Genomic DNA, 13,528 nt, shown 5'->3' with positions numbered 1-13,528 from the left:
CCATCCGGCGGAAGACGACGGTCCGCGGTCTCGCGCATGCGTTGCGCCGAGCGTAGGCGCACCACGAACCTTCCATGCGATTTGTTAAACGTAGGCGACGTAAGAATTCAACCAGCCGCGCGCCGATCGCGGCCATGTGCGGCGAGGAAGGGTGGACCGACGCTCCATGATGAACGCCTTTCGCAACATCGGGGTGCGCGGTCGCCTCCTGTTGCTGATCGCGGCAGCCATGCTGCCGCTGATCGGACTCATCGCGACCGGCCTCGTGGTGTCGTTCCGGGATGCGGAGCTCGAAGCCCAGCGCAACATCGCCAGCGAGACCAAGCTCGGAGCGGCCCGGATCGCACGTGTCTTCGACGACGCGCGCGAATTCCTGGCCACCGTGCGCCACACGCCGCAGATCCTTCGCCTGGAGCAGCCTGCGTGCAACACGCTTCTGGCGGGCCTCAAGGCGGAGAGGCCGCAGTTCCTGACGATCGGCGTGATCGGCCCGGACCGGACGCTGCTCTGCCACAGCCGGGGCGTGACCGGATCGCTCTTCCACGACGAGGACCTGTTCGAACGCGCGATCAACGCGCGCGGCAACCGCTTCTTCGCCGGCGACTTCATGATCAGCCCCGTCAGCGGCAAGCCGACCATGGCCGTGGCCATGCGCCTGCCGCCGACCGCGGGCCCGGCGGCGGGCGGCGTCGTGTTCGCCTCGCTCAACCTGTCGATGATCGAGCGCGACATCCGCACCCTGTCCGCCGCGACCGGCCATGCGCTGGCGATCGTTCAGCCGCGCGCCGCGCGCATCCTGGTCGGCTGGCCGCACACGACCGAATTCGGCACGATCGCTCCGGACTTCGGTCTCTTCGCCGCGATGCGCCAGGCGGGCGAGGGACGCAGTGCCGCGTCCGACGACCTTTCGGGGGAGCCCATGATCTACGGGTTCGAGCCGATCCAGAACGCCGGAACCGCCGATCTGTGGCTGACCGTCGGCGTGAGGCCTGCCGAGGTCTACGCGACGATGCAGCACCGGCTGCGCTGGACGCTGCTCCTGGGCGGCGGCACGCTGATCCTGGCCCTCGGCGGCACCGCGCTGATCGCCTACTGGATGCAGCATCGCCCCATCGCGCTCCTGTCGCGCTCGGCCCAGCGCATCGGCGCCGGCAACTTCGCCGTGAGCACGGGAATGGACTTCTGGCAGGCGCCCGAATTCCGCCGGCTCGGCGAGCTCGTGGACACGGCGGCGCGTACGCTGGCGCAGGCCAAGGCGGCCGAGGAGGCCGTGGCGGCGGGACAGCGGCAGTTCCAGATCGTGGCGGACAACACCGCCGACATGATCTCCTGCGTGGATGCCGCCGGGCGGCGCACGCTGGTGACCGGCGCGAGCCGGCGCATCCTCGGCTACGATCCGGCGGAACTCCTGGGACGCAGTCCGCTCGAGATCGCGATGCCCGAGGACCAGCCCATAGTCCAGTCGCTCCTTGAGACGTTCCGCGCCGGCGGGGAGGTGAAGGGCATCCGCTACCGCGTGTGCCGGAAGGACGGCAGCGTGATCTGGGTGGAGTTGTCGGGACGGCCGGTCGACGACGTGGGCGGCTGCGTCATCTCGATGCGCGACGTCGACCAGCGCCAGCGCACGGAAGAGGCGCTGGCGGAGGCGACGCGGCAGCTCGAGACGCTGGCGGCGACGGACGAGCTGACGCGCCTGGCCAACCGTCGCACCTTCAACCGGCGGCTGGACGAGACCTTCGCGACGGCGGGCGACGGGTCCGACTTCAGCCTGCTCCTGCTCGACGTCGACCGCTTCAAGGCCTTCAACGACCGCTACGGCCATCCGGCCGGCGACCGCTGTCTCGCGGCGGTCGCGGAAGCCCTCGCGGCCTGCGTGCGCCGCGACGACGAGATCGGCGCGCGCTACGGCGGCGAGGAGCTCGCCCTGATCCTTCCGGGCGCTGGGCCCGCCGAGGCCCTGATCCGTGCCGAGGCCATCCGCCGGGCCGTCCTGGCGCTGCGCATCCCGCACGAGGACGCCGAGGACGGATACCTGACGGTGAGCATCGGCGTCGCCTCGCTGTCGGACATGCGCGCGGGGAAGTCCGGCGCGGCGGAGATCCTCCAGAAGGCCGACGAGGCCCTCTACGCGGCCAAGGCCGGCGGTCGCAACCAGGTGCGCGCGCGGGCCGCCTGACCGCTCAGGCGGCGCCCGCGCGCCGGTCCTCGCGCATCATCTCGGCCGCCTTCTCGGCGATCATCACGGTGGGCGAGTTCGTGTTGCCCGACACGATCGCCGGCATCACCGAGGCATCGGCGACGCGCAGGCCCGCGACGCCCCGCACCCGCAGGCGCGGATCCACGACGGAGGCGGCGTCGGCGCCCATGCTGCAGGTGCCCACCGGATGGAAGATGGTCGTGCCGATGGCGCCCGCCGCCTCGCGCAACTCTTCCTCCGACTGGAACGCGGCGCCCGGCTTGAACTCCTCCGGCCGGAAGGGCGCCAGCGCCGGCTGGGCGGCGATGCGACGGGTCAGGCGGATCGCGTCCGCCGCCACGCGCCGGTCATCCTCGGTGGCGAGATAGTTCGGCCGGATGGCCGGCTGAAGCCGATGGTCGGGCGCGCGCGCGTGGACGCTGCCCCGGCTCGTCGGCCGCAGGTTGCACACGCTAGCCGTGAAGGCCGGGAACGGGTGCACCGACTCGCCGAACCGTTCCAGGCTCAGCGGCTGAACGTGGTACTGGAGGTTGGCCGTCTCGTAGGCGGGGTCCGACCGGGTGAAGATGCCGAGCTGGCTCGGCGCCATGGACATCGGCCCCGAGCGCCGCAGGGCGTATTCCAGCGCGATCGCCGCCTTGCCGCGCAAGGTGGAGGCGCGCTCGTTGAGCGTCGGGATGCCAGACACCTTGTAGGCGCAACGCAGCTGGAGATGGTCCTGCAGGTTCTCGCCGACATGGGCGCGCTCGAGGACGACCGGGATGCCGGCATCCGCCAGGACCTCGCCGCGCCCGATGCCGGAGAGTTCCAGGACGTGCGGCGAGCCGATCGCCCCGGCGCTCAGCACCACCTCGCCCCGGCAGCGCGCGAGGCGGATCTCGGCGCCGGAGGCGAACTCGACGCCCGTCACGCGCCCGGCCTCCACCACCAGCCGCCGGACCTGCGCATGCGTCTCGACATGGAGGTTGGGCCGGCCGCGCACGGGTTTCAGAAACGCCTTCACCGCGTTCCAACGCACCCCGCGCCGCTGGTTGACCCGGAAGTACGAGGACCCCTCGTTGTCGCCGCGGTTGAAGTCCTCGGTGCGCGGAATGCCGGCCTGTTCGGCGGCCTCGCGGAAGGCGTCGAGGATCTTCCAGTGGAGCCGCGCGCTCTCCACGCGCCATTCGCCGCCCGCCCCGTGCATCTCGTCGGCCCCGCCGAACCAGTCCTCCGAGCGGCGGAACAGCGGCAGGACGTCGTCCCAGCCCCAGCCCTCGCAGCCCATCTGGCGCCAGCCGTCGTAGTCGCGCGCCTGGCCGCGCATGTAGATCATGCCGTTGATCGAGGAGCAGCCGCCCAGCACCTTGCCGCGCGGATAGGCCAGGACGCGCCCGTTGAGGCCCTCCTCCGCGTCGGTCAGGAAGCACCAGTCGGTGCGCGGGTTGCCGATGCAGTAGAGATAGCCGACGGGGATGTGGATCCAGGCGTAGTTGTCGCTTCCGCCCGCCTCCAGCAGCAGCACCCGCTGCGCTGGGTCGGCCGACAGACGGTTGGCGAGAACGCAGCCCGCGGTGCCGCCGCCGACCACGACATAGTCGAACTCGCCCTCCATCGCCGCCGCCCCTATCCGCGCCGCCGCAGGCGGTGGGCGATCTCGCCCACGATGCCGCGCCGGAACAGGAGCACGCAGACCATGAAGGTCAGACCGGTGACGACCGTGACCGGGAAGGCAGAGGTCGCCAGATAGTTCTGGAGCGACACCACCAGCGCCGCCCCGACCAGCGGCCCGGCGATGGTACCGATGCCGCCGAGCAGCGTCATCAGGATGACCTCGCCCGACATCTGCCAGGCGACGTCGGTAAGCGTCGCGAACTGGAACACCAGCGCCTTCAAGCCGCCGGCGAGCCCGGCGAGCCCCGCCGACATCACGAAGGCGGCCAGCTTGTAGGTGCCGACCGAGAGCCCGAGCGAGGTGGCGCGCGTCTCGTTCTCGCGGATCGACTTGAGGATCGAGCCGAAGGGCGAATGGACGATGCGCCAGATGGCGAAGAGCCCGATCAGCACCACGGCGAGCACGAAGAAATAGATCGCGAGCGGTCGCGACAGGTCGACGAAGCCGAGCGCGTACCCTCGCGGCACGCCCTGCAGCCCGTCCTCGCCGCCGGTGAAGGGCGCCTGCAGGCAGAAGAAGAAGAACATCTGCGACAGGGCGAGCGTGATCATCGAGAAGTAGATGCCCTGGCGGCGGATGGCCAGGAAGCCGATCGCGAGGCCGAGCAGCGCCGCGGCGGCGACGCCCGCCAGAAGGCCCAGCTCGGGCGGCAGGCCCCAGACCTTGACCGTGTAGGCGGTGACGTAGGACGCGCCGCCGAAGAAGGCGGCGTGGCCGAAGGACAGGAGCCCGGTGTAGCCGAGGAGGAGGTTGAAGCTCGCCGCGAACAGCGCGAAGCACAGGACCTTCATCAGGAAGATCGGATAGACCAGGAAGGGCGCGAGGCAGAGCGCGGCGAGCGCGACGGCGAGGATCGCGAGCCCGGCGGCCCTGGCGGCCGGCCGCTCGTGCGGCAGCGTCATGGTGGCGTTCGTCATGTCAGGCCGCCCTCCCGAACAGTCCGGCCGGGCGCAGCAGCAGCACCACGGCCATGATCACGAAGATCACGATGTTGGACGCCTCCGGATAGAACACCTTGGTCAGGCCCTCGAAGAGCCCGAGCATGTAGCCGGTCAGGATGGCGCCGCCGATCGAGCCCATGCCGCCGACCACCACCACGGCGAACACCACGATGATGATGTTGGAGCCCATCAGCGGCGACACCTGGTAGACCGGCGCGGCCAGGATGCCCGCAAGGCCCGCCAGCGCCGAGCCGAGGCCGTAGGTGAAGGTGAGGAGCAGCGGCACGTTGATGCCGAAGGCGCGCACCATGACCGGGTTCTCGGTGGCCGCGCGCAGGGTCGCGCCGAGCCGCGTGCGCTCGATCAGCGCCCAGGTGCCGATGCAGACCACCAGCGAGGCCACCACGATGAAGGCGCGGTAGTTCGGCAGGAACATGAAGCCGAGATTGGTGCCGCCGGCAAGCTGCGCGGGCGGTGCGTAGGGCTGGCCCGAGGCGCCGAACTGGTAGCGGAACAGCCCCTCGATCACCAGCGCGAGGCCGAAGGTGAAGAGCAGGCCGTAGAGCGGATCGAGGTCGTAGAGCCGCGACAGGGCCGCCCGCTCCACGAGGACGCCGACGAGGCCAACCACGAGCGGCGCCAGCAGCAGCGAGAACCAGAAGCCGATGCCGAGATGAGTCAGCAGGAGGTAGCCCACGAAGGCGCCCAGCATGTACTGCGCGCCATGCGCGAAGTTGATGATGCGCAGGAGCCCGAAGATGATCGCGAGCCCGAGCGAGAGCATCGCGTAGAACGACCCGTTGATGAGACCGACCAGGAGCTGGCCGAGCAGCGCCTGGATGGGGATGCCGAACACCATGGTCATCGCGATCAGACTCCGAGGGTTTCGGTGAGCTGGGTCATCCGGGCCGGCAGTTCCGCCACGGGGAAGCCGTCCAGGACCTGACCGTGGTCCATCAGGTAGAAGCGGTCGGCGACGCGGGCGGCGAAGCGGAAGTTCTGCTCCACCAGGAGCACGGTCATGCCCCGGCGCTTGAGCGCCGCCAGGATCTCGCCGATGCGCTGCACGATGACCGGTGCCAGCCCCTCGGTCGGCTCGTCCAGAAGCATGAGCCGGACGCCCGAGCGCAGGATGCGGGCGATGGCCAGCATCTGCTGCTCGCCGCCCGAAAGCTGCGTGCCCGCGGAGGCGCGCCGCTCCTCCAGGTTCGGAAACAGGCGATAGATCTCAGCAATCTCCATGCCGCCGGGCGCGACCACCGGGGGCAGCAGGAGGTTCTCCTCCACCGTCAGGCCGGCGAAGATCGCCCGCTCCTCCGGCACGAAGCCGATCCCGTGGCGGGCCGTGCGGTGCAGCGGCACGCGGATCATGTCGTGGCCGTCGAAGCGGATCTCGCCCGTGCGCCGGGGCAGGATGCCCATGATGGCGCGCAGCGTGGTGGTCTTGCCGACGCCGTTGCGCCCCACCAGCGTGACGGTCTCGCCCGGCAGGATGTCGAGATCGACGCCGTGCAGCGCATGGCTCTCGCCGTACCAGGCGTTGAGGCCGCGCACGCGCAGGAGAGGCTCAACCATGATCGGTCCCCATGTAGGCGGTGCGGACGCGCTCGTCGGTCGACACGGCGGCATAGTCGCCGGCCGCCAGGATCTCGCCGCGCTGGAGCACGGTGACGCGGTGGCAGAGGTCGGCGACGACCTTGAGGTTGTGTTCCACCATGAGCACGGCCCGCGTCCGCGCGACGCTCCGGATGATCGCCGCCACGGTGCCCACGTCCTCGTGCCCCATGCCCGCCATCGGCTCGTCGAGCAGCAGGACCTTGGGGTCCAGCGCCAGCGTGGTGGCGAGTTCCAGGACGCGCTTGCGCCCGTAGGACAGGTCGGCCGCCTGGAGATCGCGCGCGTCGTCGAGCCCGACCTCGCGCAGAAGTTCCATGGCGCGCCCGTCCAACTGTTCCAGCGCCGACAGGCTGCGCCAGAATTGCGTGGCGAGGCCGGCCGGGCGCTGGAGCGCGACGCGCACGTTCTCCAGGACGCTCATGTGCGGGAAGGTGGCCGAGATCTGGAACGAGCGCACCAGCCCCATCCGCGCGACGCGGGAGGGCGAGGTCCGGGTGATGTCGGCGCCCATCAGGGTGATGGTGCCCGCCGTCGGCTGGAGGAACTTGGTCAGGAGGTTGAAGACCGTGGTCTTGCCCGCCCCGTTCGGCCCGATCAGGGCATGGACCTCGCCGTGGCGCACGTCGAGATCGACGTCCTTGACGGCGGTGAAACCGCCGAAATCCCGCCGCAGGCCGCGACAGGCGAGGACGATCTCTCCGCCGCCGGCGGCGGGGAGAGCCCCCGCCCGGTCGATGCGCTGCGCTGCGCCCGCCATCGCTCGCGCCCCTTTACTGCGCGCCCACCAGCGGACAGCCGCTCTGGGCGGGGTCGATATAGGCCTGGTCGCCCGGCACGGTGGCGAGCACCTTGTAGTAGTCCCAGGGCTTGGTGCTCTCGGCCGGCGTCTTCACCTCCATGAGGTACATGTCGTAGATCATGCGGCCGTTGGCGCCGACCTTGCCGCCGCGCGCGAAGACGTCCTCGACCGGCATCTCGTGCAGCGCCTTCGAAACGGCCTCGGTCTCGTCGGTGCCGGCCTTCTCGATGGCCTTGAGGTACTGCATGACCGCCGAGTAGGTGCCGGCCTGGATCATGTTGGGCATGCGCTGGGTGCGCTCGAAGAAGCGCTGCGAGAAGGCGCGCGAGTCGTCGTCGCGGTCCCAGTAGAAGCCTTCCGTCAGAGACAGCCCCTGCGCCGCCTCGAGACCGAGGCCGTGCACCTCGGAGAGCGTGAACAGCAGCGCGGCGAGGCGCTGGCCGCCCTGCACGATGCCGAACTCGGCCGCCTGCTTCACCGCGTTGGCCGTGTCGAGCCCGGCATTGGCGAGGCCGATGACCTTGGCCCCGGAGGACTGCGCCTGGAGCAGAAAGGACGAGTAGTCGGTGGTGGAGAGCGGGTGGCGCACCGAGCCGAGCACCTGGCCGCCGTTCTCCTTGACGAAGTTGGAGGTCTGCTCCTCCAGCGAATAGCCGAAGGCGTAGTCGGCGGTGAGGAAGAACCAGGTGTCGCCGCCCTGCTTCACCAGCGCGCCGCCGGTGCCCACGGCCAGCGCATGGGTGTCGTAGGCCCAGTGGAAACCGTAGGGGCTGCACTGCTTGCCGGTCAGTTCCGCGGTGGCGGCGCCGGTGGTGATCGTGACCTTCTTCTTCTCGCGCGAGAGGCCTTGCACCGCGAGCGCGACCGAGGAGGTCGTCAGCTCCATGATGGAATCGACCTGCTCGGTGTCGTACCACTGGCGGGCGATGTTGGAGGCGACGTCCGGCTTGTTCTGGTGGTCGGCGGTGACGACCTCGATCGGCGCGTCCAGCACCTTGCCGCCGTAGTCCTCCACCGCCATCTTGGCCGCCTCGAAGCTCCAGCGGCCGCCGAAGTCGGCATAGACGCCGGACTGGTCGTTGAGGATGCCGATCTTGACCTTGCCGTCGGACACCTGGGCGGCGGCCGGCAGGGCGGTGGCGGCGAGAAGAAGCGTCGAAAGCGCGGCGATACGGGTCATCCATGGTCCTCCCGGTTGGCGGCGAAGCCCGGGAGACGGCGCGCGGACGGGCGGAGCCCGCGGCTCCGTCGCGCAACCTCCCATGACCCGCCCCGCGTCTTCGCAAGTCGCGCGGGTTCGAGCCGTTCGCCCGCAGCACCGGGACCTCCCGCCCCGTCGTGCTGCCGATCCGGGAAGGCTAGCACCGGCCGAGATGCTTATGAATGTTCATTTCCGAAAATGTTCTGTACGAAAAGGAACAGACGAGGGACGGTGCGTGAGCGGATTTTCCTGGGACGACCTGCAGCACTTCCTGGCCGTCGCGCGCACGGGACAGTTGTCCGCCGCCGCACGCCTCCTGCGCACCAACCACGTCACCGTGTCGCGCCGGCTCGACCGGCTGGAGAAGGATCTCGGGGTCCGCCTGTTCGAGCGCTCGCCGCGCGGCTACATGCTGACGGCGCTGGGCGAGCGGCTGGTGGAGCGGGCGGGCGCCATCGAGCGCGACGCGGCGGTGTTCGCCGAGGCGGCCACCGAGGGCCCGGCGACCCCGCGCGGCACCGTGCGGCTCGCGACGCCGGAGGGATTCGGCAACTTCTTCCTGGCCGACCGCCTGCCGGTCCTGGCGCGCGTCCACCCCGCCCTGTCGATCGAGCTCGTGCCGATCCAGCAGATCGTCTCCCTGTCGCGGCGCGAGGCGGACCTGTCGGTGGCGCTGCATTCGCCGTCGAGCGGGCCCTACCGGCGCGAGCGCATCGTACCCTATCGACTGTTCGTCTACGCCTCGCGCGCCTACCTGGAGGGCGCCGGGCCGATCGCGGAAGCCGGCGCGCTCGCCGCCCATCCGGTGATCGGCTACATCGAGGACATGATCTTCACGCCGGGGCTCGACTACCTGCGCGAGATCCTGCCGGGCAAGCGGGCGAGCTACCAGAGCTCCAGCATCCACGCGCAGCTCGCCGCCACGCGGCAGGGCCTGGGGCTCGGCGTCCTGCCCTACTTCATCGCCAGCCGGCATGCCGACCTCCTGCCGATCCTGCCGCGCGAGGTGCATATCGAGCGCGACTACTGGCTGATCTGCCACGACGACCTCGTGGGCGCGCCGCGCATCCGCCTCCTGTCGGACTTCATCCGCGACACCGCGCGCGCAGCCGCCGACACCTTCGCCGGCGCGCCGCTCCTGTCGTGAAGACGGCCGCCCCGGGGCGGCCCTCTCCCGGCGTCTCGCCTTACGCCTTCGGCGCGGTCATCGTGCCGTCCATCCGGCGCCACAGGCCGAGCGGGTTGGCGTCCTTCAGGGCGTCGGGCAGGAGCCCGTCCGGCAGGTCCTGGTAGCAGACCGGGCGCAGGAAACGCTCGATCGCCTTGGAGCCGACCGAGGTGGAGCGCCCGTCCGCCGTGGACGGATAGGGACCGCCGTGGACCATGGCGTGCGCCACCTCGACGCCGGTGCCGAAGCCGTTCACCAGGATGCGGCCGGCCTTGCGCTCGAGCAGAGGCAGCACGGCGCGCGCGGCCTCGTGGTCGGCCTGCGCGATGTGGATCGCGGCGGTGAGCTGTCCTTCCAGCGCCGAGACCACCTGGGTCATCTCGCCGGCGTCCCGGCAGACCACGACGATCGAGGCCGACCCGAACATCTCCTCCTGGAGCTCGGCGGACCCGACGAAGTCGGCGGCCGAGACGCGGAACAGGGCGGCCTGCCCGCGCAGGGTTTCGCCGGCCTGCCCCTTGGCGACCACCGACACCGAGGCATGGCCTTCGACCGCGCCGACGCCCTTGGCATAGGCCGAGCAGATGCCCGGCGTCAGCATCACGGCGGCGGGCGCGGCGACGAGCGCCTCCTCGGCGCCCTTCAGGAAGGCGTCGAGCCCCTCGCCCTCGATCGCGACCACGAGGCCCGGATTGGTGCAGAACTGGCCGGCGCCCAGCGTCAGCGAGCCGACGAAGGCCTTGCCGATCGCCGCGCCGCGCTCCGCGAGAGCGCCGGGGAAGAGGAGCACCGGGTTGATCGAGCTCATCTCGGCATAGACCGGGATCGGCTCGGGTCGGTTCGCCGCGATCCGCATCAGCGCCGTGCCGCCCGTGCGCGAGCCGGTGAAGCCGACCGCCTTGATGCGGGGATCGGCCACGAGGCCTTCGCCGATGGCGCGCTCGGCCGCGAAGATCAGCGAGAACGTGCCCTCCGGCATGCCGCACTTGCCCACCGCCGCATGCACGGCGCGTCCGACCAGCTCGGAGGTGCCGGGATGGGCCGAATGGGCCTTCACCACGACCGGGCAGCCGGCGGCCAGCGCCGAGGCCGTGTCGCCGCCGGCCACCGAGAAGGCCAGCGGAAAGTTGGAGGCGCCGAACACCGCGACGGGGCCGAGCGGCACGTTGCGCAGCCGCAGGTCCGGCCGGGGCATCGGCTGGCGGTCGGGCATGGCCGGGTCGATGCGCGCGTCGAGATAGCCGCCGTCGCGCAGCACCCCGGCGAACAGGCGAAGCTGGCCCATGGTGCGGCCCCGTTCGCCCTCGATCCGCCCACGCGGCAGGCCGCTCTCGGCCATGCAGCGTTCCACGAGCGCGTCGCCCAGCGCCAGGATCTCGTCGGCGATCGTCTCCAGGAAGCGCGCCCGCGCCTCCAGGCTGGTCTCGCGATAGGCGTCGAACGCGGCCTCGGCCAGGGCGCAGGCCCGGTCGAGATCGGCCTTGTCCGCGCCGCCGAAGGCCGGCTCCATCCGGGTGCCCGTCGCCGCCTCGATTGCGTGGACCGTGCCCTGCCCTCCCTTGGAGATGGCTTGGCCGATGATCTGCTCGCCTTGGATGGTCATGGGATTCTCCGTCGTGTTGCGACCGGCGCGGCGTGCCCGCCGCCTCGCGCTCCGATTATAGGCTCGGGACCGCGGAGGGAACCGGGGTGATGCCGATCGGCGACGTTTCCTCGGACAAATACCCGTATCGGAGCGAAATCGGCTCGAACCGTGTCCTGCGGCGTGTGGGGACAGACGTCTCGCGGTTGCGCCCCCGTCCGCATTGCGGCATGGGAGACGGACGGACAACGGCACGACACGGCGGCGGCATCCCGATGAGCAAGGACCTTCTCCTCGACGAACAGCTCTGCTTCGCCGTGTATTCCGCCACCCACGCCTTCACCCGCTACTACAAGCCCAAGCTCGACCGGCTGGGCCTCACCTATCCGCAGTACCTCGTGATGATGGTGCTGTGGGAAGAGGAGCCGCAGACCGTGGGAAGCATCGGGGAACGGCTGATGCTGGATTCCAGCACGCTGACGCCGCTGCTCAAGCGGCTGGAAACGGCGGGCTATGTCAGCCGCAACCGCTCGTCGCGCGACGAGCGCGTGGTGGAGGTCACGCTGACGCCGCTGGGCCGCTCGCTGCGCGAGGATGCCTGCCCGATCCCCGCGGCGGCCCGCTCCGCGACCGGCGCCAACTCCGCGGAACTCGCCGAGCTTCGCAGCCAGCTCATGACGATCCGCGACGCGCTCAACATCGCCGACCCCGCCTGATCGGCGCGCGAGGTGCGTGCGAAGACGCGCCGAATCCGCTAAGAGGTCGCTCGACGGCGGCACCGAGGACGGTGCCGCACAAGGGAGGATCGACGATGGTGGCGCTCGGAAACGGCAATCTGGCCGAAATCTCGAAGTCGGCCCGCGTGCCGGCCTACGACCGGACGAGCCTGACGCCCGGCATCGCGCATTTCGGCGTCGGCAATTTCCACCGCGCGCACCAGTGCGTCTATCTCGACGACCTGTTCGCCACCGGCGCGGGGCACGACTGGGCCGTGGTCGGCCTTGGCGTCCGGCCGGAGGAGAAGGCGGCCTTCGCGGACCTGGCCGCCCAGGACGGGCTCTTCACCGTCACCGAGGTGGACGAGGGCGTGCGCCGGACGCGCGTGATCGGCTCGGTGATCCGCGTGGTGGAGCCGGGCGACCGTGCCGCCATCATGGCGGTGCTGACCGATCCGGCGATCCGCATCGTCACGCTCACGATCACCGAGGGCGGCTACTACATGTCGGGCGACGAGCCCGACTTCGACCATCCGGACCTCGCGGCCGATGCCGCCGACCTCGACGCCTCGCGCACCGTGTTCGGGCTGATCGCGTCCGCCCTCGCCGGTCGACACGCGGCCGGCACCCCGCCCTTCACCGTGCTGTGCTGCGACAACCTCCCCCACAACGGCGTCCTGACGCGTCGCCTGGTGACCGGCCTTGCGCGCAAGGCCGATCCGGCGCTCGCCGACCACATCGAGCGGACCGTCGCCTTCCCGAACTCGATGGTGGACCGCATCACGCCGGCGACGACGCCCGCGCAGGCGCAGTCGCTGCGCGCCGAGACCGGGATCGAGGACAAGCGCCCGGTGTTCTGCGAGCCCTTCATCCAGTGGGTGGTGGAAGAGCGGTTCTGCAACGGGCGCCCGGCGCTGGAGAGCGTCGGGGTCACCTTCGTGGAGGACGTCACGCCCTACGAGCTGATGAAGCTGCGCATCCTGAACGCCGGCCACGCCACGATCGCCTACCCCGCCGCGCTGGTCGGCCTCACCTACGCCCACGACGCGATGCGCGACGACCTCGTCCTGCGCTTCTTCCGCGACGTGGAGGAGAACGAACTCCTGCCGACCGCACCGGGCATTGAGGGCGTCAGCCGCGAGGACTATCTCGCCACGGTCACCGCGCGCTTCGCCAATCCCGCGATCGGCGACACGCTGCGCCGCCTGGCGCTCGACGGCTCCAACCGCCAGCCGAAGTTCATCCTGCCCTCCGTGCGCGAGCGGCGGGCGCGCGGCGAGGACATCAGCGGCCTCGCCCTGGTGGGCGCCCTGTGGTGCCGCTACTGCTACGGCACGCTGGAGGACGGCACCGCCATCGAGCCCAACGATCCGAACTGGGACACGCTGCAGGCCGCCGCACGCGCCGCCCGGGACGAGCCCCGCCGCTTCCTGGAGCAGCGCGACATCTTCGGCGATCTCGGGTCCGACGCGGTCTATGCCGACGCGTTCGCAAGCCATCTCGAGGCGCTGTGGCGCGACGGCGTGCGCCCTGTGCTGGAAGCCCATCTCGCTCGCAGCAAGAGCTGATTCGCCACTCGCGGCGGCGCCACGAATCGAAAAGGGCCGGACCTCCAAGAGGTCCGGCCCTTTTCGTTTGCCCGCCCCGGCGCTC

At 70.6% G+C, this 13,528-nt stretch carries 11 protein-coding genes; 4 read left to right on the top strand and 7 right to left on the bottom strand.

Going from position 1 to position 13,528, the window contains the following annotated elements; all coding sequences use genetic code 11:
- The first annotated feature begins 166 nt into the window (after positions 1 to 166).
- Positions 167 to 2,176, top strand: a complete 2,010-nt coding sequence (locus tag D3218_RS10655) for a sensor domain-containing diguanylate cyclase (protein ID WP_119540061.1) — start codon at positions 167 to 169, stop codon at positions 2,174 to 2,176.
- A gap of 4 nt (positions 2,177 to 2,180) precedes the next feature.
- Here the strand turns inward: D3218_RS10655 and D3218_RS10650 are convergent, their stop codons facing one another.
- The 6 genes from D3218_RS10650 to D3218_RS10625 are packed head-to-tail and all read right to left on the bottom strand — an operon-like array spanning position 2,181 to position 8,388.
- Positions 2,181 to 3,791, bottom strand: coding sequence for a GMC family oxidoreductase (locus D3218_RS10650; RefSeq protein ID WP_119540060.1), 1,611 nt, complete (start codon positions 3,789 to 3,791; stop codon positions 2,181 to 2,183).
- An 11-nt stretch (positions 3,792 to 3,802) separates the two neighbouring features.
- Positions 3,803 to 4,753, bottom strand: a complete 951-nt coding sequence (locus D3218_RS10645) for a branched-chain amino acid ABC transporter permease (protein WP_425359303.1) — start codon at positions 4,751 to 4,753, stop codon at positions 3,803 to 3,805.
- A gap of 16 nt (positions 4,754 to 4,769) precedes the next feature.
- Positions 4,770 to 5,657 carry a branched-chain amino acid ABC transporter permease gene (locus tag D3218_RS10640; protein WP_119540058.1) on the bottom strand — a complete coding sequence of 296 codons (888 nt, stop codon included), beginning with the start codon at positions 5,655 to 5,657 and terminating at the stop codon, positions 4,770 to 4,772.
- 5 nt (positions 5,658 to 5,662) lie between these two features.
- Positions 5,663 to 6,367, bottom strand: a complete 705-nt coding sequence (locus D3218_RS10635; protein ID WP_119540057.1) for an ABC transporter ATP-binding protein — start codon at positions 6,365 to 6,367, stop codon at positions 5,663 to 5,665.
- Positions 6,360 to 7,166, bottom strand: coding sequence for an ABC transporter ATP-binding protein (locus D3218_RS10630; RefSeq protein ID WP_119540056.1), 807 nt, complete (start codon positions 7,164 to 7,166; stop codon positions 6,360 to 6,362). Before D3218_RS10630 ends, D3218_RS10635 begins: the two co-directional genes overlap by 8 nt.
- Positions 7,167 to 7,179: 13 nt before the next feature.
- Positions 7,180 to 8,388, bottom strand: a complete 1,209-nt coding sequence (locus D3218_RS10625; protein ID WP_119540055.1) for an ABC transporter substrate-binding protein — start codon at positions 8,386 to 8,388, stop codon at positions 7,180 to 7,182.
- A 256-nt stretch (positions 8,389 to 8,644) separates the two neighbouring features.
- Here D3218_RS10625 and D3218_RS10620 point away from each other — a divergent pair, with 256 nt between their 5' ends.
- Positions 8,645 to 9,556: a LysR family transcriptional regulator gene (locus tag D3218_RS10620; protein WP_119540054.1), complete on the top strand. Its 912-nt coding sequence runs from the start codon at positions 8,645 to 8,647 to the stop codon at positions 9,554 to 9,556.
- A gap of 40 nt (positions 9,557 to 9,596) precedes the next feature.
- Here the strand turns inward: D3218_RS10620 and D3218_RS10615 are convergent, their stop codons facing one another.
- Entirely contained in the window at positions 9,597 to 11,180 is a 1,584-nt protein-coding gene (locus D3218_RS10615) for an aldehyde dehydrogenase (NADP(+)) (protein WP_119540053.1), read from the bottom strand.
- A gap of 254 nt (positions 11,181 to 11,434) precedes the next feature.
- On the opposite strand from D3218_RS10615, the gene D3218_RS10610 reads away from it, so the two are divergent.
- Positions 11,435 to 11,875, top strand: a complete 441-nt coding sequence (locus D3218_RS10610; RefSeq protein WP_119540052.1) for a MarR family winged helix-turn-helix transcriptional regulator — start codon at positions 11,435 to 11,437, stop codon at positions 11,873 to 11,875.
- A gap of 95 nt (positions 11,876 to 11,970) precedes the next feature.
- On the top strand, positions 11,971 to 13,443 hold the full coding sequence (locus tag D3218_RS10605) for a mannitol dehydrogenase family protein (RefSeq protein ID WP_119540051.1): 1,473 nt from the start codon (positions 11,971 to 11,973) through the stop codon (positions 13,441 to 13,443).
- The last annotated feature ends 85 nt before the right edge of the window (positions 13,444 to 13,528 follow it).

Origin of the sequence: Aureimonas flava, assembly GCF_003583935.1 — a bacterium.
Lineage (GTDB): Bacteria > Pseudomonadota > Alphaproteobacteria > Rhizobiales > Rhizobiaceae > Aureimonas > Aureimonas flava.
Note: the sequence above shows the minus strand (reverse complement) of the source record. Positions and strands in the feature narration are given on the sequence as shown.

Excerpts from the sequence above, each read along its gene's own strand:
- D3218_RS10655 (WP_119540061.1), top strand. The coding sequence starts at position 167 with ATGATGAACGCCTTTCGCAACATCGGGGTGCGCGGTCGCCTCCTGTTG.
- D3218_RS10650 (WP_119540060.1), bottom strand. The coding sequence starts at position 3,791 with ATGGAGGGCGAGTTCGACTATGTCGTGGTCGGCGGCGGCACCGCGGGC.
- D3218_RS10645 (WP_425359303.1), bottom strand. The coding sequence starts at position 4,753 with ATGACGCTGCCGCACGAGCGGCCGGCCGCCAGGGCCGCCGGGCTCGCG.
- D3218_RS10640 (WP_119540058.1), bottom strand. The coding sequence starts at position 5,657 with ATGACCATGGTGTTCGGCATCCCCATCCAGGCGCTGCTCGGCCAGCTC.
- D3218_RS10635 (WP_119540057.1), bottom strand. The coding sequence starts at position 6,367 with ATGGTTGAGCCTCTCCTGCGCGTGCGCGGCCTCAACGCCTGGTACGGC.
- D3218_RS10630 (WP_119540056.1), bottom strand. The coding sequence starts at position 7,166 with ATGGCGGGCGCAGCGCAGCGCATCGACCGGGCGGGGGCTCTCCCCGCC.
- D3218_RS10625 (WP_119540055.1), bottom strand. The coding sequence starts at position 8,388 with ATGACCCGTATCGCCGCGCTTTCGACGCTTCTTCTCGCCGCCACCGCC.
- D3218_RS10615 (WP_119540053.1), bottom strand. The coding sequence starts at position 11,180 with ATGACCATCCAAGGCGAGCAGATCATCGGCCAAGCCATCTCCAAGGGA.
- D3218_RS10610 (WP_119540052.1), top strand. The coding sequence starts at position 11,435 with ATGAGCAAGGACCTTCTCCTCGACGAACAGCTCTGCTTCGCCGTGTAT.
- D3218_RS10605 (WP_119540051.1), top strand. The coding sequence starts at position 11,971 with ATGGTGGCGCTCGGAAACGGCAATCTGGCCGAAATCTCGAAGTCGGCC.